Origin of the sequence: Bacillus cereus group sp. N31 (genome assembly GCF_016483245.1) — a bacterium.
In the GTDB taxonomy this organism is placed as follows: Bacteria; Bacillota; Bacilli; order Bacillales; family Bacillaceae_G; genus Bacillus_A; species Bacillus_A toyonensis.
The window spans coordinates 94377-116832 of the sequence record NZ_JAEHCH010000012.1 but is presented as its reverse complement, the minus strand read 5'-3'; the positions used below and the strand labels follow the sequence as shown (position 1 = coordinate 116832).

Sequence of the window (22456 nt, the reverse complement as noted above, 5' to 3'; positions counted from 1 at the left end):
TCAAATATGGATAAAGTACTAGAATATTTAAAACAACACCAAGAAGAGATCTTGGAGGATCTAAAAACACTTGTGCTAGCTGAGTCGCCTTCGCATTCGAAAGTACGGGTGGATCAATGTGGAGAAGTAATTCAACAGCTGTTTAAGAAGCATCTTGACATTGAGGCGGAAGTGATTCCCCAAGAGCATGCGGGGGATCACCTCCGGTTTAGTTATGGGAAAGGCGATGACCAAATCTTAATCATATGCCATTTTGACACTGTTTGTGAAGTAGGAAGACTTTCCTACCGAGTAGAAGGGAACAAGGCGTATGGGCCAGGCATTCTGGATATGAAAGGAGGAATTATCCAAGCTCTTTGGGCACTGAAAGCCTGCCGTGAGTTGGAGATTTCCTTAAACAAGAAAATCGTTTTCTTTTGCACTAGCGATGAAGAGGTTGGAAGCAACACGTCTAGAGCATTAATCGAACAGGAAGCTTTAAAGAGCCAGGTTGTTCTCGTTCCGGAGCCGGCAGCGCCACATACAGGTGCACTTAAAACAGCCCGAAAAGGAGTGGGCAAGTTTTCAATCCAGATTAGAGGAAAAGCAGCGCATGCAGGGCAGGATCATCAGGATGGAATCAGCGCGATACAGGAAATGGCTCATCAGATTTTATTCTTGCACTCACTTACCGATTATGAGTTAGACACAACTCTAAATGTCGGCGTGGTACGAGGAGGAAGTGGCTTAAATGTGGTAGCAGAACAAGCGGAACTGAATGTGGATCTACGAATCAGCCAGTTCGGTGAGGGGGAGCGTGTTTCGAAAATCATTCATGGGCTAAAGCCGCATCTGGAAGGGATATCCTTACAGGTTGCAGGTGGAGTTGTCCGCCCGCCAATGGAAAGAACAGCTCAAAATGAAAAATTATTTGATCTGGCAAAAACATGTTCATCTGAATTAGGGTTTCACTTGACTGAGGAATCAGTGGGTGGGGGCAGTGATGGGAATTTCACTTCCGCATTAGGCATTCCAACGCTAGATGGGTTAGGTCCAGTGGGAGAAGGTAACCATGCCGAAAATGAGCATATTGAAATCAATCAACTTCCTGTTAGGGCTGCTCTGATTAACCACCTTCTTCGTAAGCTCTAATTTTAATAAATAAAAATGGAAGTTCCGATTTGATACTTGGATCTTTTCTACATAAGAAAATTGGTTCTGGTGCAAAAAAAATTGCAATACAACAAACTATTGATTTTGCTTTGAAAGTTAATAGTTTACTAGGCAAAGAGCATGCTAAAGTTGAAATCTTTCTTAATGCAATCCATTCTTCAATGAGATTTGAAAAAAAAATATTGAACGTATTTTTGATTTCCTTGACAAGGGAGATTGTTATAAGTAGGTTCCTTTATTTGAGTTATGTTAACTCGATTTGTATGAGATATACATATATTTAATATTACTTTTTATTTTAGATGTTTCGTAAGTTAAAACTAAACAGATTCGATTTTTGAAGGAGAAACTAAGAATGTCTAAATACGATGAGTTATTTCAAGATTACGTTTTTGAACTAATCAAGGCTGTTATCGAAGAAAAAGAACGATTTGAAAGAATTCGTATCATAAATCAGTATAAATTTGAATGTAAGAAAGAGTTAGAAAAATGGATTCAGGAGATATTTGGACCTATCTCTAATCAAGGACGAATTATAGCTGTCTTGAGGGAATATTGGTTGAAATGTGAAGAATTAAATATGCTAGGTGAAGGGTACGCTAATCCGAGAAATTTTGTTACAGATTGGTTATCAGGAACGCACCAAGAACTGTATGAGATTATAAAATCTATGCCATATTATCCAATTGGGATTGATGAAGAAGGAAACTATTGTTAATTTCCGCTAACCGATTTATGTGAATTAGCAATTCTTCATGCGAGGTTTATATAACCTATCATTATTGGTAGTATCCAAAAAAATCTCACTTCTTATCTTTTTTCAGATCAGAAGTGAGATTTGTCGTTTTGGGGGTAATTTGAAATCTTAGGTTGATAGCGATGTGGCGGTACCTCTTAATATAATATTTATGAATCCTTATTATAAAAACTAGTTTTCAATACAAATAAAATTGTTTACTCTCGAAAACATAACAGCCGTATCTTCTCGTTTGAGAAATACGGCTGTTTCCTTTTAATAAATCAATACAAAAAGTAGTCATTACTTAGCTATGTAAATGCGCCTCCCAATTTGTCGATTAATTAACTTAAATAAGTAATTGAATAATTCTCCTGTGTATGGAAATTTTAAGAAAGATATCGATGGTGTATTTTCTTCTTGGTATTTTGCAGACGAATGATTTTACCTTCCGAAAATCATTATTTGTTCAAAACCATTAGGTGGGAAGGTATATAAAAATTTGCTAACAAGGACTCATTAACTTTAAGGTCCAAATATAGAAAATCTACTTTTTATAAAAAACATAAACCGTTCGATAAATGGGGTAGTATGATGAAGAAACTTCGTATGATAAAGCGTTTTAAAAAAGATATTCAGGAACTTGAGAGTGCAAGTATGCTGCTCCAAAATGATCAAGATCGTGAACTTGAACAGAGTGTATCTGCGAATGAAGAAGCTTTGAAACAAGTTTTTGAAAATTGTTCCGATATTGTTTTTCGTCCAATTATAATAAATAGTCAAACTAAAATTCTTTTTATTTATATAGACGGATTAACTGACACTAAGATTTTGGAACAGGTTGTTTTGAAACCAATGATGTTCGAAGGTATGCCTGGTGGATTAAAGGGTTTGGATTCAGTAGGGGAAATCATCCAAAATCAGCTTATTGCTGTTTCTCAAGTAAAGACGGTTTCTAAACTTCGTGAAGTTATAGAGGGAGTATTGAAAGCAAATATCGTCATTTTAACAGATGGAGAGAGTCAAGCCCTGATTGCGGATTTAAAAGGGTTTGAAAAACGTAGTATTGAAGAGCCTGCTGCCGAAATCTCTGTTCGCGGTCCTCGGGACGGTTTTACAGAAACGTTAAGAGTCAATACGAGCCTTATTCGCCGAAGAATTCGGAGCCAAAAACTAAAAATGGAACCCTATACGATTGGGGAATTATCACAGACAGATGTGGTGATTACCTACATTGAGGGGATTGCTCCCTATTCGGTTTTGGACGAAGTTCGCCAAAGGGTACAGCGAATTCAAATTGATGGAGTGTTGGATTCAGCTTTCATTGAAGAGTTTATCGAGGATCAACCTTTTTCTCCCTTTCCGCAAATTCAAAATACCGAGCGGCCAGATGCAGTGTGTGCAAGTCTATTAGAAGGGAAAGTAGCCATTTTAGTGGATAACACACCTTTCGTTTTGATCGTTCCTATGACATTTTGGACAGGTCTGCAAGCAGCGGAGGATTATTATGAACGCTCCATCTACACAACTTTTATTCGATGGATACGTTTAATATTAATCAATATTTCATTATTTCTTCCGTCTCTCTATGTCGCTATTACAACCTTTCATCCGAAATTAATTCCGACAAATTTGCTTATTAGTATTGCAGCTGCGAGAGAAGGCGTTCCTTTCCCGGCTGTCATAGAAGCGCTAATGATGGAATTTATATTTGAAGGTTTGAGGGAAGCGGGCGTTCGGTTACCAAAACCTATTGGATCAGCAGTTAGCATTGTGGGAGCACTTGTTATCGGACAAGCTGCGGTGCAAGCAGGTATTGTTTCGGTACCTTTGGTCATTGTTGTTGCGACAACCGGTATTGCGTCGTTTGCGTTCCCGCGCTACAACTTAGGAACCGCTTACCGGATGTTACGCTTTCCGATGCTGTTATTGGCGGGGATGCTTGGGCTATATGGTATTGCAATAAGCACTCTTGCGATTTTGATTCATGTAACTAACATTCGTTCTTTTGGCATTCCGTATTTAAGTCCGGTTGCGCCTCAGACTCCGAGTGATTTAAAGGATGTTTTACTTCGAACACCTCGTTGGAACATGACGCACCGTCCTATAATGGTATCTGGTGAAGAAAAAGTCCGTTTTCCAGATGGACAAAAGCCAGGTGCGAAACGGGGAGGGGAAACAGAATGAGCCTGTACAAGGCATTTTGTATGATATTGGTCATTTCTTTATTTTTCTTGACGGGCTGCTGGGATCGTACGGAGTTAAATGATCTGGCAATTGAATTAGGATGGGGAATTGATCAAGCGAAGAATAATAAGGTTGAAATTAGCGCTCAGTTTATCATCCCATCAAAAATGGGAATGGGACAGAGCGGAAGAAGTAATGCAGGAAAAGCGGTTTTTATAGAATCCGGAACTGGAAGGGATACACATGAAGCTGTACAAATGATGCAAACAAAAATGTCGAGAGAAATCTTTCGAGGGCACCAGCGTGTAATATTGATTGGAGAAAAAATGGCTAAAAATGGTCTCACGCCAGTTTTAGATGCATATAGCCGCGATCCGGATATTCGATTACGAGCAGGTGCGTTTGTAATAAAGGGGAATACTGCAAAAGAATTTCTGAAAGCATCCCTCCCTTTAGAGTCTATCCCGGCACTTGGGGCACTTAAAGAGCATACGCAAATAGAGGCATTGGGAGACATGTCTTTATTAAATTTTCTTATTGCTGGTACGAGTGATGGAATCACCCCAATTTTGCCTGTTATTAAACTAAATATGTCTCATAAAAAAGGTAAAAACGAGGTCAAAGGGTTTCAAATTGTAGGGGGTGCTATATTTAACAACGATTTCAAATTGGTAGGGTATATAAACATGCAGGAATGGTTAACTACTCTTTGGATAGTGAATCGTTTAAGTAAACAGACGGTTACAGCAAGCGCCTCTAAAGGAAATGGTAGTGCAAGTTTATATATGACAAAAATCAATAGAAAAATTATACCTACTATACAAGGGGACACAATTAAGTGTGATATTGTTTTTTCTGGCGAAGGAACAATTCAGGAGAATAATACGAATTTAGATCTTTCGCAGCCAAAAAATATAACTCTTTTAGAACATGTATTGGAAAAACAATCTGAAAAGCAAGCTCTCCAAACTATTAAAAAGGTTCAAAAACAATACGGAACCGATATCTTTGGATTTGGGGAAGCCATTCATCGAAAATATCCATCCGAATGGAAAGGGCTAAAAAAGAATTGGAGTAAACAATTTCGAAAAGTGCAGGTTTCTGTTCATACAAAGCTTACTATTCGGCGAGTAGGACTGACTGGACCACCGTTGCAGTTAAAGAAAAATGAAATAAAAAAATAAGGAGGAATATAGAGTGTGAGAAATTCAATGAAAATCTCTGGCAGGCAAATCTTTTGGATGATGTTCACATTTGAAGTGGGACAATCACTCCTTCTAGTTATTCCAGCGACGATTCGCACTGCCAAACAAGATGCATGGATTTCAATCTTGATTGCAGGGGGGATAGGGGTTGCTCTTACTTTTTTGGCAACTACACTTGGTTCGCTCTATCCGAAACAAACGCTAATTGAATTTAGTCAAACCATTCTTGGTAAATGGATAGGAAAGCTACTGATGATTCCTTACTTCTTTGGATGGTACATGATAATTTGGATAACCGTCCGTGAATTTGGTGAGTTCATTATTATCGCTTTGTTTCATAATACACCTTTGTGGGTTATTGTCTTGACTGCAATGTTATTGCTCATTTTTATTATTTACCAAGGCGGGGTGGAAGGTATTGGACGTTTAAGTGAAATCATAGGGCCAATTGTACTTTTAATGATAACGTTTGTAATCATTTTGAATGTTGGCAATATGAATTGGAATTATATGCGGCCTATTTATCATGATTCTGGATGGCTTCCCATACTTAAAGGCTCCTATACTCCTGTAGCTGCATTTTTCGGGGAGGCTGTCATGATGATGATGTTTGTTTTCTTTATGGACAAACCAGAACAAGCGTCATCGCGGGCGATGTGGGGAGTAGGACTGGCCGTTTTCATGGTAACGATTGGAACATTAGCGGTCATTTTAACATTTGGTCCGAATTTGCCTTCAAGCTTTTTGTATCCGGTTTACGATTTGAGCCGGTACATATCCGTCATGGAGTTCATTCAAAATGTGGATATTTTGATTGTTATTATTTGGTTTTTTAGTATTTTTGTTAAACTGGCGTTATACATGTTTCTAGCTTGTTATGGAACAGCACAAATGTTTCATTTGAAGGATTGGCGAAAAGTAGCTTGGGTTCTTGCTCCAATTTCGTTTATCTTAGCTGTATCAGTTAAAAATATCCAGACATTTACCCATTATTACTACATATTTTTCGTAATTCCAATTGCATTTCCCGTCTATGAGCTAGGGATTCCCTTATTGTTATTGGTGGTTGGCAAAATCCGAAGAAAATATGCATAAATCCAAATGTTATTGAGTTTTAATCAAATTTTTTTATAAAAACTCAAGTTCATTCCAAAAGAAAAGAACCCATTTGAATTAATCTTAAACAGCTCCCTGTCAAGTAGACAGTGGAAATAATAAAAATACTTTAAGCGGCTTGAACCCTTTATTCCAATGGGCTTAAATCGTTTAATCTTTCTTAGAAACGTTCGTTATTGTAAAATTTTATAGTTCCCCCAGAACGAAATTTTGTGCTAACTTGTAACAAAAAAGCTCATTTTTTCGTTTTGGGGTTAATTCTGAACTCTTAAGTTGATGGGCATGTAGCCGTAACCCTATATAGAAGAAACTTATTCGAAATGGAAAAGTGGAGAAACAACAGCTATCATGTTTATGCAAATGTTGGAGCTAAAGAAAAACACGTTTTATAAAATAATGAAGGAATATAAGGAAATAAAGTAGCATCTCTACTATGAAAAACCTTACTTTTTCTATACTTGTAAGAATCTTTGATTTTTTGCATCAGAATAGTATTATGTATATCGAAAAAAATAAAAGACAACTCCAATTAAGAGTTGTCTTTTTGTGCAATAAAATTCCCAAAATATGAAGATATACAAACGAATATAATACGTTATAGTTGATATTATAACAAAAATAAATAGGATTGCGAATAAAAAGAATATTATATTTTTTTTGGGGTATAGTTAAAAATCTCTTAAAATAAACATTTTATAAAGGTTTATTTTAAATATGATTATTGTATTTGAGGGGCTCCTTATAAATCTTAGCTATATATTTTACAAAATCAATGACGGGATAGTGTATGAGTGAACGATGCTGCGCAAAACTGACCCCTTCTTTTTCCATTTCTGAAATGATTTGTTCGATTTCCAACTCTTTTTGTTGTATTCGATTATAATTTTGATATACAATGTTTTTCCATTTATAAGAAGAACCGTGAAAATAACCTTCTCCTTTTACCATATGGCTGAATATTATTTCTATTTTTTCTCTGCGTTGTTTTTCCTTCATATGCGCTTCCGTTGACTCCATGTTTATCGCCTCTTTCCTTTGTGTGATATACTGTTTCACAAAATTCGGTCTAACTTAGCCAATGTATATTAATCTTGTTGGGAATTGTCGTTTAAGGCTATCTCATCAACTTTATTTGTTTTTCAAGCGCTAAATGGATTTTACATCTAAATAAGTTGATAGTGTGTATAAAATACTATCAATCTTTATTATAAAACGATTCTTTATAGGCTTGCACCTTTTTACACTCACCAAGATTTAAAACATGACAAGTATCTTCATCCATGAATGTTATCCTCAGTATCCCTTTTTATATGAAAAAATTATATAAAAAAATAGCGCTCTTAAAGAATTTTGTTACAAATTTATTATGTTTGACTTTAAAAAAGGAACGTAATATTTATTTGTAGAAAATTTTAAGAGTAAATATAGAATGACTATTTATATGATAAGAAAAGGGGGCACTTATATGCTAACAAATGATTTAGATTTCCAATTAGAACCACGTTTAAAAGAACTGTATGAACAACATAAAATAAGAGCATAGAAGATAGACTGGGGTTATCATGAGTTTTTACCATGGGATAAGGGAATGGACTTTAAAAGAGTTCCTTGGGATGAAAGTCAAGTTACTCTTCCATCTGGTGTAATTACAGCCATTGAAACAGCTTTATTAACAGAAGTGAATTTACCATGGTTTACAACGTATTTATCTGCGACTTTTAAAGGCTCCCTTTCTGTTATTACAGACTTTATTCATACTTGGACCTCAGAAGAGGATCAACATTCGAATTTATTGGAGACATATTTGCTACTCACTCGAAGTGTGAATCCTAAACGAATACATGAATTAAGAAAATCAGTCGTTGAGGGTGGATTTGAGCCTGATTTTCATACACCAATCGAAGCCATGACGTATACGACGCTACAAGAACTTGCAACGATGGTGTTTTACAATAATGTAGCTAAGGTTGCAAGTAAGCATGATCCAGATCTTGCTACATTATTACGCCGTCTCGCCAAAGATGAGACTCTTCATTATGCGTTTTATCGAGACGTCATTCGAACACATTTGGAATTAGAACCTAATTATTGCTACCATATTGCCAATGTGATTAAGAATTTTAAAATGCCAGGTGCCGTCATGCCTGATTTTGAAAATAGAATGGCTGTGATTGCAAAAGAAGCAAACTATGGACCACTACAATATTTTGATCAAGTACTTGATGTAGTGGTTGAGTATTGGGGGTTAAAAGACTTACGACCAATTGCCCCTCTAGCAGAAAAAGCAAGAATTGAGATTTTGGAGTACCATATAAGATTGAAAAAAATACGGGATCGATTTGGCCGTTTTCAAGGAAAAACTGATCTACGTTAATGGGTAGAGATTTCAGAATATACGCGTGGGAATTCCTTTTTCTTCTATTGGAAATCAGGAACGCTCTCTATTATTTTGCGGCTGTTTTACTTGATTTAACTTCCGAAGAAAAAGTGATTGACACGAAAAATAGAGTTATGATATTATTAAATATTTGATAAAAAATAACATGTGTGTTAAGCTTGAGAAGGTTACCACATATGGAGGTGGATTATATGTTTCAAATTGGCGATAACATTGTTTATCCAATGCACGGAGCAGGTATAATTGAAGCCATAGAAGAAAAAGAATTCTCAGGGAAAAAACAACAGTATTATGTTATAAAAATGTCAATCAGTAATATGCAAGTCATGATTCCTACGGGTAAAATATTGAGTTCAAATATACGCCCAGTTATTGATATACTTGCATTAACGCACATTATACAAGTTTTTCAGCATGGAGAATCAGATGAATTACTGCCGTGGAAACAAAGGCATAAAGTAAACACGGATAAAATAAAAACGGGTGAAATACAAGAAGGTGCTGAAGTTATACGTGATTTAATCCGTATGAAGAAGGAAAAAGCACTGAATACAAGCGAAAAAAAATTGTTGGATGATGCATATAAATTTTTGGTCAGTGAGCTAGAATTAATTAAAGGAATCACTGAGAAACAAATAAAAAGTTTCTGTTAAGATTTATTATAAATAATGTATGACATCCCCCAGGAATATCCTGAACTTTCTGGGTATATGATGATTATTAAAAGTAAATTATTTCAAAGACATTCAACTTCTTCAGCTCACTTTTAGAGTAGATACCTCTTTTGTTATTACTTCAATCTAATTCATTTTTATTTTTAAATTTCTTTTACGAACGTTCGAAGTTTCATCAAATAACTCGATTAAATAGTAACTTGATTTTTGCAATCCTGATTCACACTGGCACGGACAAGGAGCCGTAAGGATGAAAGAGAGGTAGGGCTTTCATTGTTTTAGGTAATATACTATCTAAGTCATTATTTCTAGAAGAAAAAACAATCAATCTCACCGCTATCTTTTAGAGTTCCTTACATCTACTGAGACAGTGAATAGTAATTGTTTATCTTCTTTACGTAAAATTGATAAACGAACTGGTAACACCATATGGTCAACTACAAAAAATGGTTTCCAGACTAGGAAACCATTTTAAATTTTATTTACATACAAATAGAAAATTAAGCAGTAAGAAGGAGTGCACACATGAAAAAAATGTTAACAAAAGAATTAAGTAATGAATTAAAGAAGCGAGAAGGGATCATCTCTATTACAGTTGAGCCTTATGAAAAGATTGAAGTTGGTGGAATTCGTGTAGATGGACCAGCTGTTATTCTAATTAATCAAGAATAGCTAAAAATAGTTGCATGCGAGAAGAAAAGGATCAGCCTTTAAGAGAAGGGAGGATCCTTTTTGTTTGCTGCAGCTAATAATGCGATATAGATAACTTTTATCTGATGTGTTGGGGTTAATAGGAAGGAGAGGGTCGGGATTATCATGGTGGAAAGCTTAATATTGGTAGGATTTCTTTTTACGTTATATAAATTAGTTGATAAAAAAACAAACTAATTTATATAACGATATATTGTTTCCTTTTTAAGGGCGAGATTTATTTGATAGTGAAATGGATAATTTAAAGGAGGAATTTAGATGGATGCAAGGAAAGAACGCATAAAATACCAGAAGATGTCAAAGAATTATGACCGTATTTATTTAGTTTCATTTATCCTATTAATTGTGCTTGTTTGTAGTAGTGTAATTATCATAGGAGCTACAGGCGGAAAATATGGAGTGTTTTTATTGTTAGCAATTTTACTTAACGCACGTATTACGAAAGAATCTCAAAAAAAGTATGAGTACTATTCTAATAAAGGGCGTATTTAAAATGATACATATCCTGAAAGGAACAAACTAGATGTACATTCAAAATATTCCTTTATCATCACCTATTAACTAGTAAAAGTAACTTTATATAAATAATGTTTTAGCAATTTAGAAATAGAAACCGTATCTTATTAAAATGTTATTTCCGTTCCTATAATGAAGTATCCTTCTATTTATATCATATATCAGGAGAAAGAATGCAAATTGGAAAGGAGTCTTATAGAATGAGTTATTCGGAAGGAAATGACTTGAGTGAACAACATATGGTAAGTACAACTAATCCCTACGTATATCAGACATTACAATCAGTAATTGGTAAATATGTGGTTATTGAAACTGTAAGAGGTAATGTAAGAGGAAAGTTAAAAGATGATAAACCAGATCATTTGCTCATTGAAGATACGGTACCGTATATTGTACGAATTCAACAAATTGTATGGATTATGCCAAAAAAATGACTAAATTACATCTAATTTGATTTATAACAAATTGGTTTCATAGACGTCCAAATAAAAACACAGGATTTTATCTCTGTGTTTCTTCAAATTTTCTTTTTTGGATATATGCTTGAGCATGGATAATTTCTTTCTGAAGTTCTTTTAATTCTTCCGTAGATCCTGATTCAATCCTCATGTACGTAGTAACTAGACTAATCATCATATCCATCTTCTCTACTATATTTTGAATGACCTGTTCAGAATGCTCTTTTTCAGGATGTTGTATTGCTATTAATATATTTTCTATATAATTGTTTTTTCTTTGCTGGATATCATAAATAAACTGTTTTGTGTTTGAGTTCATTTGTTTTCCCTCCGTTTTGGATATATTTTCATTCTACCATATTTGAATAGAAAATATTGAATAGGCCGTTCTTAGTTGCAACATTCATCGGTCAAAGAGATTGTCACAAGTGAGTTTGGTGAAGAACTCACTTATAAATGGTATGAAGTTAAGAGGTAGCTGAAAAGAGTGATTCTAAACCGAGTCACTCTTTTGTTGTATAATTTTTTAAATCTTAATAGATTAAATGTATTGTAAAGAAGAACAAAGTGATAATAAAGTTGTAAAGAAGTTTCGTTTAAAGGGTTTAGAGGTTGTAGTACAATATCGAACATAAGTAATTGTAAATGGAATTGAATATTCAGCTTCAATCATTGGGTGTAAATCAGAATTATAAGGGGAAACGTAAGGGAACGTGAAAATGATAATAAGTATTATAGCGGGAGTATTCTACTTTGGTGGGGTAATGACAGGATTCTTGCTATGAACCGCAAAGTAAACTCTTCAAAATATATAAAAATTCATTCGATATGATTGAGCATGAATAATTTCTTTCTGAAGTTCTTTTAATTCTTCCGTAGATCCTAATTCAATCCTCATGTACGTAGTAACTAGACTAATCATCATATCCATCTTCTCTACTATATTTTTAAAAAGTAGGGTTCCCTAACGGGGGCAGATTGTTTCAACAGATAAATTTACTGTCGATGGTTCATAGTAGGAAGCAAGTGGTCTACAAACAAATAATCTCCTGAATTATTAAAAATTTTTAGTTCCAGATACAGAATTCTTATTATATAAGGATTCTTTTTTGTATCAAAAGTATACAAAGTAAAAAGATAAGATCGGCGAACACGATCTTATCTTAAGCACAAGGAGTAAACAAAAAGGATAACCATTATATTTTTATTTTGCTTAGATTTTTGCTGATTCTTAATATTAAAACCATAATCAACAATAGTATATATATTGAGAAAGTAATTACAAATTTCGCTGTAAATGTTAAAAAAACGAAAGTAAACTTTCACTTTCCTCTAAATATTGACTTAATAGAATTTTTTTATCGAATTTTTTTAATGTCTTGAACAATTTCGTCATAAGGAGTATTTTCGACACCTGAATATTTTTTTAGAACTTTTCCATTTTTGTCAATCAGATAAAAACTTGTACCATGTATAACTTGTGTGTCATTTTCTGGTTTAGTTACAAGTGATTGGAAATTTTCTTTAGCAAACTTTTCAATATCTGCTCTTTTATATCCCGTGAGGAAATGAGTCCTATTTCCATCCATTTCATAGACCTTCATAAATTCTGTTATTTTTTCTGGTGTGTCTACTTCAGGATCAACACTAAATGATACAAACTCTACATCTTTAATCCCATCCGTATTCAACATTCTCTGGATTTTTGCCATATTTGCTGTCATAGGTGGACAAACTGTTTGGCAACTTGTAAAGAAGAAATCAGCTACCCAAATTTTATCTTGTAACTCAGCTGATCCAAATTGCTTCCCATTTTGATCTGTAAATGAGAACTTTTGTACATCCCAATTTAGTGAATTGTTGAGTTCTGCATCTTTACATGCTCCTAGAGCTATAACTGTGAATATAAGTATAAGTGATCTAATGAAATTCATTTTTTTCATATGTATTTATCTCCTTTCAATTTCTATAGATTTTACGGAATGGTTATATGAACTACCCAATACTCGGTAGTATTTACTTTGGTTAATTTTTATTTTTAATAGCCTCCGAATTAATCTTAACAAAACCGAATAAATCCCCTTGTTTCAGGGTATTTATACTACTATGCGTACAGCTTCCTCTTTGATGTTTATAGTTCACAAGACTGCTTATAATTAAGATTGTTAGGTATGTTATTAGTACATATATTGTTTCTTTATTTTACGGATTATAATAAAAGGTTAAAGGTAAATTAAAACAAGAAGATATTATCTAGTACTTTGTTATACAAAGCGCGATATCTGATAAGAAGTATTATATGTAAGGAAAAATAGATAGTTCATTCAAGAACTTATTTACAATGCTGGTAATAAATTCATCTCGGTGTGATCCTTGAATTAATATCCTTCATAAGAGTGAGAAGACACCATATATTTGGATAATGTGTTAAAAATAGAATTAACTATAGTATAAATTAAAGATTAAATTATACATATTGAGAAAATATTTTAGAGATTGAATATTAAGATTTCCCCTATTAAAATTAAATTTGAAATGAAAGGATAATCTGTAAGCATGGCCTTTATGTAGAAAAGAGATAGGACTATTTCTATCTCTTTTTGTTATGCTGGCAGTTTATATATCTTTAATTAATTCTTTAGACACATGTAAAGGAATTTAGATTATACCTGATATATTCCTTTTATTAAGTTAACTAAGTTAATTGATTCTAGAATTTTATAACATTAGGAGGATAGCAAATGAAAAATTATCAACTTACACAGATTTTAAGAGAAAAAAGAAATATAGACAAAAATTATTATGAATTTTTGCATGAAACGGATCTAAGTATGGGGATTTATGAATTGAAAGCAGGATCTTTAGATATGCAACAACCACATACAGAAGATGAAGTATATTATATTATCAATGGCAGAGCACAACTTGAAGTAGAGAGTGAAAATATTTTTGTGGAATCTGGTTCTATTATTTATGTAAAGGCTAACATGAAACATAGATTTCATACTATTGAAGAAGATCTCACGGTACTAGTTTTCTTTGCACCTGCTGAATACTCTTGCGAAAAAGATTTTTAATTACAACGATAATTGCATAATAAGAAAGGTAAAAATAAATATCTTTTTATCAAGTTTGTTTAAATTAGACAACAACTAATTATAGGCAAGTATGTAATTCCATTAAAGAAAAATAAATTTTTTCAATAAATAATAATCAATAGAAAAAAACATAAATGTTAAAAATAGTAAATTTATGTTTAAAAAAGGTAAACTTTACGGCGTTTTAATGAATTCTTGTTTGTTTTTCTTAAGTAAAAATATCTAGTTGTATGACTTTTGATTTGGGAATTTTTAGTATTTTTTTACATAAAAATATATTTACGGGAAAATATTTCTAAATATTTCTAATCTATTGAACAATTAAAAGTTTTAGTATACGATTACAACGTGATATCAAGATATACAGAGAAGAAAAGGAGATTACATATGAAAAATAAAAAAATTGGAATCATCATGAGAAAAGGTTATAGCATTCATGGTGATCATATTGAAACTGCAGGAAGAATATCTGATGAACTTTACTTGTTTACGAGTGTACCAAGTAAAACAATGGATGCGCGCTTTAAAGAAGTAATTGTACTTGAAGAGGCTTCTGAAATAGATGCTGAAAATTATATTTTTGCAAAAGGAAAAGATATAGGAATTAGCTTTTTTGTCACTTGGCAAGAAACTGATATTGTCTTAACTGCTAAAATTAATGAACGCTTTGGGAATAAAGCGTTATCTGTTGAAGCTGCTACGACATCTCGAGATAAATCAAAGCAGAGAGAATTTATGTTAAAGAATTCTATTGCTAGTCCTAAATTTGCAAAAGTTAATTCTATAGAGGATGCAGAGAAAGAAATAGAAAATATTCCTTTCCCTGTAATCATTAAGCCTACTATGGCTGCTAGCAGTGAATCTGTATATTTAGTTAACAACTTAGAAGAATTGAATAATTCATTAGAAAAAATTATTAATCTTTCTAAAACAAATAAAGGATTCTACTTTAACCAAACACAACAATGTGTGGCATTAGTAGAAGAATTTCTGATTGGTGAAGAAATTACAGTTGATGGAGTCGTTTTAAATGGAGAATTTTACCTTGGTGGAATTCACAATAAAAATAAAATGATGGGTCCATATTTCGAGGAAGATGAATACACTTTACCGTATGTTGGTGTAGATGAAGACATAGTTGTTAATATTGCTAAAGAAATATGTGGAAAATTAGCTATTGAAAACAGTTTATTTAATGTAGAACTACGCCGAGATACGCAAGGGAATTTTAAAGTTGTAGAATTTAGTACTAGAATCAGTGGCGGACATGTTTATCGTAATATACGTGATGTACATGGAATTGATTTAGTAGCCGTTAATATTCTTGGTTTATTAGATTGTAAAGGGGATATTATGGAATTCTTCTTAACTAGATCTACAACACCAAAATCTTGTACTTGTATTAAATTTGTATATAGATCTGGAATTATAAAGAAAAATGAATTGGGAATTGTTGCTGAACAGCCAGAGTATAAGGCTTACTATCCTGTAGCAAAAGTAGGAGCTGAAGTATATCATGCTCCAAAAGGATTTGATATAACGGGCTTACTTTCATTAAGAGCACCATATAATGATAAATCTGATGTAGAAAAATTGCGCCAAAGAGCTAGAGTATTAGATAATCAATTAGATATAGAATTAGAAATTCCGGTACATGCATAAAAACTTAAGTAAACCTGGTTGTTATATTCCTTGTTTTTAATGAGGAATATAACCGCTAGATTTATCGATAAATTATTTAATAGTATCATTTTAAAACCTAGTAATCATATGTGTATTCTTATAGAAATGGAGTGGAAAATATTATGAATAAGAAAGTATCTATTTTGGGAGCACCTACTTACTTCGGAGCTAGTATAGGAGGGGTTGACCTTGGACCATATGTTGTAAGATATGGCGGTATGTCTAAACAATTAACTGAAATCGGAATTGATTTTGTTGATCTAGGAGACATTTCTCTTCCTTCAACCAATAATGAAAATTATGGAATTGTCAAACAAGAGTTTTCAAATGAAGTAATTGATATATGTAAAAATATTGCTTCGACAGTTGAGAACGAATTGGAAAAAGGGCATTTCCCATTAGTTTTAGGAGGAGATCATAGTATTGCAATTGGTACTGTTACTGGAATTCTTAGAAAAATACCACGATTGGGAGTAATCTGGTTTGATGCTCATGGGGATGCAAATACATTTGAAACATCGATTTCTGGTAATATTCATGGGATGTCTTTAGCAATTCTCTTAGGATACGGTAACGAAAAATTTAAAGATTTTCTAGAGAAAGAAACTAAAATTGATCCAAAGAATATCGTACAAATAGGAATTCGTGATTTAGACCCGGGGGAAGAAGAGTTTCTCAAAAATTTAGGAGTAACAATTTTTACAGCAGAAGATGTGAGAAAACAAGGAATAAAAAGTATTATGGAAAAAGCAATTAAGATTCTCAATAATAATACAGATGCAGTTCATCTAACATTTGATTTAGATGCTTTAGATCCTGAATTTGCTCCTGGAGGAGGATTGGCAGTTCCACATGGTTTAAGTTTAGATGATACAAAAGAGGCAATTGATATGCTAAGAAATAATACAAACCTAGTAGCTGCAGAGTTCACGGAAATAAACCCTATATTAGACAAGGATAATATTACTGTCAACACAACAATTGAACTTATCACTGAACTTTTAAGTAAGAAAGTTACTATGTCTAAATAAGATTTTTTCTGAAATTATTTTTAAAACTATAAAAAAACTATAAAAAAAACTATAAAAAAACTATAAAAAAACTATAAAAAAATATAAAAAATATAAAAAAGCAAAATTATATACGAGAATTTAAAAAAACGAAAAGGACGAGTCAAATGAATAATAAAATCTATGACGTTATTGGAATTGGATTTGGGCCAGCGAACCTAGCTTTAGCAACTGCTATTGAAGAAGAAAATAATTCAATGGAAAGAATTTTTCTAGAAGAAAAAACGCACTATCAATGGCATCCGGGGATGCTTTTAGATAATACAAATATTCAAATTTCATTTTTGAAAGACCTTGTAACTCTAAAAAATCCTAAAAGTAAATTCTCCTTTTTAAATTATCTACATGAAAATGAAAGACTAAGCGATTTTATTAATCTCTCAGAGTTTTATCCGTCACGACTTGAATACAATGATTACATGTCTTGGGTTGCTTCTCAATTAGAAGAACACGTTTATTATAGTCGAACAGTAATTTCAGTAGACCCTATTATGTCTGAAGATTCTGTCGAATTATTAGAAGTTATTGTGCAAAATACAAAAACTAATCAATTAGAGAGCTATATTACTAAAAATATTGTTTTGGCTACGGGTGGAACACCAAGAACGCCAATAAATATTGAAATGAATAATAGTAGAGTATTTCATTCAAGTCAATTTAAAAACAAAATTAATAACTTTGAACAAAATGATGCTCATAAGTTTTTAGTTGTAGGATCGGGACAAAGTTCAGCTGAATTATTTTTCCATCTAATCAATAATTATCCGAAATCAGATATTACGGCAACGATGAGACCTTTCTCATATAAAGCTGTAAATGAAAGTAAGCTTGTTAATCGTATATTTGACGCTAATATGATTGACTTTATTTATTCTTTACCAGAAAAAAATCGAGATGCTTTATTAAAACACCACAGTGATACTAATTATGCAGCTGCGGATGGAAGTTTAATAAGCCAAATTAATAAAGCTTTATATAACCAAAAATTTCATGGAGAAGATCGTTTTAGAATAAAGCCATTTTTAGAATTAACGGAGATAAAAACACTGTCTGATAAAGCGGTTGTTTATTACAAAGACATAGTAAAACATACAGAAGTTGTTATTGAAGCTGATGCTGTAATTCTTGCTACTGGGTACGAAAGTAAAAAGAACCATCCTTTATTAAAAAATCTTAACTCGTACATTTCAGATAATATTGAAGTTTCCCGAAATTATCGTTTAGAAACAACGGATAAATTTAAACCTGGTATTTATTTGCAGGGTGTAAATGAAAGCACTCATGGACTGAGTGACACTTTATTATCCAATTTATCTATTCGATCAAATGAGATTTTAAAAACCGTACAAGAAAATAATTCATTAACAGAAGAAAAAACTAAAAACGTGGTTTCATAATATAGGGGGTCTAAAGATGCATATTGAAAAGATAAATCCACAGATTTTCACAAATGAATATGATATTATGTGTCAACGATTATTTCCGCATTCTAATAAATTATATGATTCACCATTTGGTGCAATGTGGGGAATCATAGAACCTGGAGAAATTTCTAAAATTCATGGACATCATGAAGTTGAAACTTTTATTATCTTTAAGGGTGAAGGAATAGTTAAAGTGGGTAAAAAAGAAGAACCTGTTACGCAAGGGGACGCCATCTTTATTCCACCATTTGAAGAACATAGTTTGAAAAATACATCAGATGAAAATTTGATATTCTTCACCATATGGTGGGAAAATACTTTTAGTAAAAAAAATAGCAAGAAGTTAGATTCAGGTAAAAAGAAATATTTAATAACGGCCACACCACCAACGCCTAATGGTGATTTACATGTGGGGCACCTATCTGGTCCATATACAGGAGCTGACATTTTAACTAGATATTTAAAACTTAAAGGAAATGAAGTCTTTTATATGAGTGGAGCGGATGATCATCAAAGCTATGTGCCGTTTAAGGCGGGACAATTAGAAAAATCTCCTAGAGAAACGGCAGATCATTTTGCTAATGAAATTGAAAAAACATTAAGACTAGCAGAAATTAATCCGGATATTTTTGTAAAACCTCATTTTTCAACATTCCATATCGAGTTTGTTAAAGAGTTTTTTGAAAAACTGTGGAATGAAGGTAAATTAGTAGAAAAAGAAGTCGATATTCTATTCTGTAAGCAATGCGATAAGCACCTTTATGAAGCTTATGTGAGAGGTAATTGTCCACATTGTGATGAATTATCAGATGGCAACGCTTGTGAAAAATGTGGTAGACCTAATTTGTGTATAGATTTATTAAATCCAAGCTGTAAATGTTGTGGCAGCGAACCAGAGAAATCTAAAATTAAACAACTATTTTTCCCATTAAGTAATTATAAAACACAATTAAAACAGTACTACAAAGAATTAAAAATAGGGCCACATCTAACCGCATTATGTGAGAGAATGCTAGATGAGGATTTTCCTGATATTCCTATTTCACATGTATCTGATTGGGGAATTCCAGTTCCGGTAGAAGGATATGAAAATCAAACTATATATGTATGGTTTGAAATGGCACCTGGATATTTATCTGCAACAAACGAATTAATTCAGGATAAAAATCTTTCGTATACGTTAAGCGATTTTTGGAATAATCAAGATACAACTATCATTAATTTCTTTGGATATGATAATGGTTATTTCCATTCAGTGCTTTTCCCAGCTATTTGGCTAGCATATAGTGAAGATATAACTCTTCCTAAAACAATGATAACAAATGAATTTTATCAACTAGAGGGGCTTAAGTTTTCAACAAGCAGGGGACATGCTGTATGGGGCAAAGAATTATTAGAAAATGCTTCACATGATGTTGTAAGGTACTATTTATCTTATAGTAGACCGGAAACGGTTGAAACAAACTTCACTATGGAAGAATTTAATCATATTGTAGATACGAACTTAAACCAAGAATGGGGATCATGGTTACATGATTTAAAATGCAAGTTAGAAGCAGAGTTTCCAAATGGTGCTCCAGAATTAGAGACACTATCAGGTAACTATTTAATGTATTATCAACATGTAAATCGAATTATGAATGAAATTATGAATGCATATGAACCAAATACATTTTCACCGCAAAAGGTAGTTAGGTTATTAAATGAATTAGTCAGAATTGCTAAAAAATTCTCGGCAGGAGAAGAATTTTTAACGGTATTAAAGAATAATCAACAAAGAAGAAATACTGCTATTGCCCTAGAATTATATACTGCAAAAATTTTAGCAATATTTTCTAGCCCAATCATGCCTACATTTGGTAAAATGCTATGGGGGGATTTGGGATTTAATGTTGACATGCAGTTGGATGAGGAAGTAAGCTTTTTGCCTGCTGGACAGAAAGTGGATCTTCAAGAGAATTATTTTTCAAAAACAAACGACAGTTTTTATCTTCAGAATATTTGATAATATGAGGAGGTAGTACTTACCTCCTCATATTTCCTAATAAAAAATATGTAGGGAGCTCAAATTATGAAAGAGAAAATAAAAATTGGAGTAGTAGGCCCTTTTTCAGGTCCTAGGTCTGTATACGGACAAATGTTAATTGAGGGTGTAAATCGTGCGAAGTTAAATTATGCTGATAACATCGAATGGGTTTATCAAGATGATAAAGGAGATCCAAATACCATCAAAGATATTTCTAAAAAAATGATTGAATCAGGGGTTGTTGCTGTAATTGGACACTTTAATAGTGCATGTGCTTTAAAAGCAATACCGTTTTATTCCAAGGCGAAAATTCCATTCTTAGTTCCTGCATCAACTAATTTAGAAGTTACGCTTAATAGCGAGGAATTAGTATTTAGATTTTGTTCTAATGATTTGGTACAAGCTGAAACTGTTATTAATTTTTTGAAAACTAAAGATATTCAAACGATTATAGCAGTTTCTGATGAAACATTTTACGGGAAAAGCCTAGCAGATTTACTGTATCAAAGTGCAAATTCTTTATTTAAAGAAGTTACTAGAATTGAAGATTTTAATAGTGAAAATAATAAGCATAGCGATGCAATATTCTTTGCTGGGACACACTTTAACTCCGCAACTTATCTAAGGGAACTAAGGATGAGAGGGTATAAAGGGATTTTTATAGCTTCAGATGATTCTTATGTAGATGAATTTATAGAATTAGCCCAAGATTATTCTAACGATGCTTTTACCATAAAAGCAAAAGAGGATTATGTAGAAACATCATTTCTTGCAGCTTCGTATCTATTAGAATGTATTGAATCTAATGTAGAAAACTTAATTAGTGAATTAGCAACAGGCAATTCTACAATTAAATTTTCAAGCAATGGAGATCGTTTAGGAGCTTCATGGATAATTGCACAAGTTATTGATAAATCTTTTGTTGAGGTGAATTATCATAAAACATTCAGCTGATGTAGTTATTATTGGCGGCGGTATTATTGGTGCAGCTGTACAGTATTATTTAACCAAGCAAAATATTACAAATACAATTTTATTAGAGAAAAATTCCTTTAGTAGTGGATCAACAGGCCAATCCGGAGGTTTTATAAGGGTCTATCATAATGATCCTTATCTAACTGAAATAGCAAAAGAAGGAATAAATGATTTTTTTAGTATTAGTGAAGAGGTTAAATTTAAGCAGACTGGAATGTTATATGTTGAAAATGAAACACAACATATAAAAATGGAAAAGCAAATTGGAGAACTTGAAAAATCTGGGCATAAAATTAGTATCCTTTCACCTGAAGTATTAAAGAAAGAATTTAAATTTATAAATTTCCCTAAAAACAGCTGTGTGGCTTACGAGGAACAAGCAGGGTACATTAGCCCATCGTTAGCCACGAATACATGGATTGAAACATCTAGAACTAAAGGTGCATTAGCTTGTGAAGGAATCGAAGTGAAAGAAATTCTAATGGATAATAACTGTGTTGTAGGTGTTAAAACCTCCTATGGGACTATACATTGTAAACATGTTGTTGTTGCAGCTGGAGCCTGGAGTGGAAATATATTAGATACTATAGGCATTAAAATTCCAGTAAGAAGTAAAATTATTCAAATTCATTTCTTTGATGGAATAGGACAAACAGACCATCCAATTTTTATAGATGATAGTACTGGATTATATGGCAGACCTGATAATCTAGGTACTTCTCTAGTAGGATATCCAGTAGATAAGTATGATATTGATCCGGACAAAAAAATGTCAATTGACCCAAATGACTTTGAAGAAATGCTTCAAAACTCAAAAAATAGATTACCATATCTAAATAAAAAATTATTTATAGGTGGAAGAAGAAGCTTTGATGCATATACATCAGATAATCGAGGAATTATAGAACAATTTCCACAAGCACAAGGCTTAATCGTTGCAACTGGCTGGAGTGGTGGTGGAGTAAAGTTGGCTCCTGGTATTGGTAAGAGAATAGCGAAAATGATTACTGGAGTATAAGGGGAGAAA

The 22456-nt window shown here is 32.8% G+C and carries 19 protein-coding genes and 2 pseudogenes; 18 read left to right on the top strand and 3 right to left on the bottom strand.

What is annotated here, in order from left to right; all coding sequences use genetic code 11:
* Positions 1 to 6: 6 nt before the first annotated feature.
* From JDS81_RS16400 to JDS81_RS30450, 6 genes and pseudogenes are all read left to right on the top strand, one after another.
* Positions 7 to 1131, top strand: a complete 1125-nt coding sequence (locus tag JDS81_RS16400; protein ID WP_199688571.1) for a M20 family metallopeptidase — start codon at positions 7 to 9, stop codon at positions 1129 to 1131.
* A gap of 376 nt (positions 1132 to 1507) precedes the next feature.
* Positions 1508 to 1870: a hypothetical protein gene (locus JDS81_RS16395; protein WP_097814493.1), complete on the top strand. Its 363-nt coding sequence runs from the start codon at positions 1508 to 1510 to the stop codon at positions 1868 to 1870.
* A 609-nt stretch (positions 1871 to 2479) separates the two neighbouring features.
* Positions 2480 to 4075 carry a spore germination protein gene (locus JDS81_RS16390; protein WP_199688569.1) on the top strand — a complete coding sequence of 532 codons (1596 nt, stop codon included), beginning with the start codon at positions 2480 to 2482 and terminating at the stop codon, positions 4073 to 4075.
* Positions 4072 to 5259: a Ger(x)C family spore germination protein gene (locus JDS81_RS16385; RefSeq protein ID WP_097955214.1), complete on the top strand. Its 1188-nt coding sequence runs from the start codon at positions 4072 to 4074 to the stop codon at positions 5257 to 5259. Before JDS81_RS16390 ends, JDS81_RS16385 begins: the two co-directional genes overlap by 4 nt.
* A 27-nt stretch (positions 5260 to 5286) precedes the next feature.
* Positions 5287 to 6375 carry a GerAB/ArcD/ProY family transporter gene (locus tag JDS81_RS16380; protein WP_098145873.1) on the top strand — a complete coding sequence of 363 codons (1089 nt, stop codon included), beginning with the start codon at positions 5287 to 5289 and terminating at the stop codon, positions 6373 to 6375.
* 321 nt (positions 6376 to 6696) lie between these two features.
* Positions 6697 to 6819: pseudogene (locus tag JDS81_RS30450) on the top strand (recombinase family protein); the annotation flags it as partial.
* Between the two features lie 285 nt (positions 6820 to 7104).
* On the opposite strand, the gene JDS81_RS16375 reads toward JDS81_RS30450, so the two are convergent.
* Positions 7105 to 7413: a hypothetical protein gene (locus tag JDS81_RS16375; RefSeq protein ID WP_000446158.1), complete on the bottom strand. Its 309-nt coding sequence runs from the start codon at positions 7411 to 7413 to the stop codon at positions 7105 to 7107.
* 448 nt (positions 7414 to 7861) lie between these two features.
* Between JDS81_RS16375 and JDS81_RS16370 the strand changes: the two are divergent.
* The 5 genes and pseudogenes from JDS81_RS16370 (at position 7862) to JDS81_RS16350 (ending at position 11129) form a co-directional block, all read left to right on the top strand.
* Positions 7862 to 8770 (top strand): annotated as a pseudogene (locus tag JDS81_RS16370) (acyl-ACP desaturase).
* A gap of 215 nt (positions 8771 to 8985) precedes the next feature.
* The gene (locus JDS81_RS16365) at positions 8986 to 9447 is read left to right on the top strand and encodes a CarD family transcriptional regulator (RefSeq protein ID WP_179864520.1); all 462 of its coding nucleotides are present in this window, start codon (positions 8986 to 8988) and stop codon (positions 9445 to 9447) included.
* Between the two features lie 546 nt (positions 9448 to 9993).
* Positions 9994 to 10140: a BC1881 family protein gene (locus JDS81_RS16360; protein ID WP_000738547.1), complete on the top strand. Its 147-nt coding sequence runs from the start codon at positions 9994 to 9996 to the stop codon at positions 10138 to 10140.
* A 297-nt stretch (positions 10141 to 10437) separates the two neighbouring features.
* A complete protein-coding gene (locus tag JDS81_RS16355; RefSeq protein ID WP_097954539.1) occupies positions 10438 to 10671 on the top strand; it encodes a hypothetical protein in 234 nt (77 codons plus the stop codon).
* 224 nt (positions 10672 to 10895) lie between these two features.
* Positions 10896 to 11129, top strand: a complete 234-nt coding sequence (locus tag JDS81_RS16350; RefSeq protein ID WP_097954575.1) for a YuzF family protein — start codon at positions 10896 to 10898, stop codon at positions 11127 to 11129.
* Between the two features lie 67 nt (positions 11130 to 11196).
* On the opposite strand, the gene JDS81_RS16345 is transcribed toward JDS81_RS16350, so the two are convergent.
* Complete coding sequence (locus JDS81_RS16345; protein ID WP_097954540.1) at positions 11197 to 11472, bottom strand: hypothetical protein; 276 nt, start codon at positions 11470 to 11472, stop codon at positions 11197 to 11199.
* A 1039-nt stretch (positions 11473 to 12511) separates the two neighbouring features.
* Entirely contained in the window at positions 12512 to 13096 is a 585-nt protein-coding gene (locus JDS81_RS16340; protein WP_097954541.1) for an SCO family protein, read from the bottom strand.
* 798 nt (positions 13097 to 13894) lie between these two features.
* Here JDS81_RS16340 and JDS81_RS16335 point away from each other — a divergent pair.
* The 7 genes from JDS81_RS16335 to JDS81_RS16305 all read left to right on the top strand — a co-directional run bounded on the left by JDS81_RS16335 (position 13895) and on the right by JDS81_RS16305 (position 22447).
* Positions 13895 to 14230 (top strand): cupin domain-containing protein, encoded by a 336-nt coding sequence (locus JDS81_RS16335; RefSeq protein WP_000800967.1) that lies wholly within the window; start codon positions 13895 to 13897, stop codon positions 14228 to 14230.
* 408 nt (positions 14231 to 14638) lie between these two features.
* Positions 14639 to 15913, top strand: coding sequence for an ATP-grasp domain-containing protein (locus JDS81_RS16330; RefSeq protein ID WP_097954542.1), 1275 nt, complete (start codon positions 14639 to 14641; stop codon positions 15911 to 15913).
* 143 nt (positions 15914 to 16056) lie between these two features.
* Positions 16057 to 16965 (top strand): arginase, encoded by a 909-nt coding sequence (rocF, locus tag JDS81_RS16325; protein ID WP_001036986.1) that lies wholly within the window; start codon positions 16057 to 16059, stop codon positions 16963 to 16965.
* A 146-nt stretch (positions 16966 to 17111) separates the two neighbouring features.
* Positions 17112 to 18401, top strand: coding sequence for a lysine N(6)-hydroxylase/L-ornithine N(5)-oxygenase family protein (locus JDS81_RS16320; protein ID WP_097954543.1), 1290 nt, complete (start codon positions 17112 to 17114; stop codon positions 18399 to 18401).
* A 16-nt stretch (positions 18402 to 18417) separates the two neighbouring features.
* Positions 18418 to 20433, top strand: a complete 2016-nt coding sequence (locus JDS81_RS16315; protein WP_199688567.1) for a class I tRNA ligase family protein — start codon at positions 18418 to 18420, stop codon at positions 20431 to 20433.
* A 66-nt stretch (positions 20434 to 20499) separates the two neighbouring features.
* Positions 20500 to 21408: a branched-chain amino acid ABC transporter substrate-binding protein gene (locus JDS81_RS16310; protein WP_199688565.1), complete on the top strand. Its 909-nt coding sequence runs from the start codon at positions 20500 to 20502 to the stop codon at positions 21406 to 21408.
* Positions 21386 to 22447, top strand: coding sequence for an NAD(P)/FAD-dependent oxidoreductase (locus tag JDS81_RS16305; protein ID WP_306475193.1), 1062 nt, complete (start codon positions 21386 to 21388; stop codon positions 22445 to 22447). Before JDS81_RS16310 ends, JDS81_RS16305 begins: the two co-directional genes overlap by 23 nt.
* The last annotated feature ends 9 nt before the right edge of the window (positions 22448 to 22456 follow it).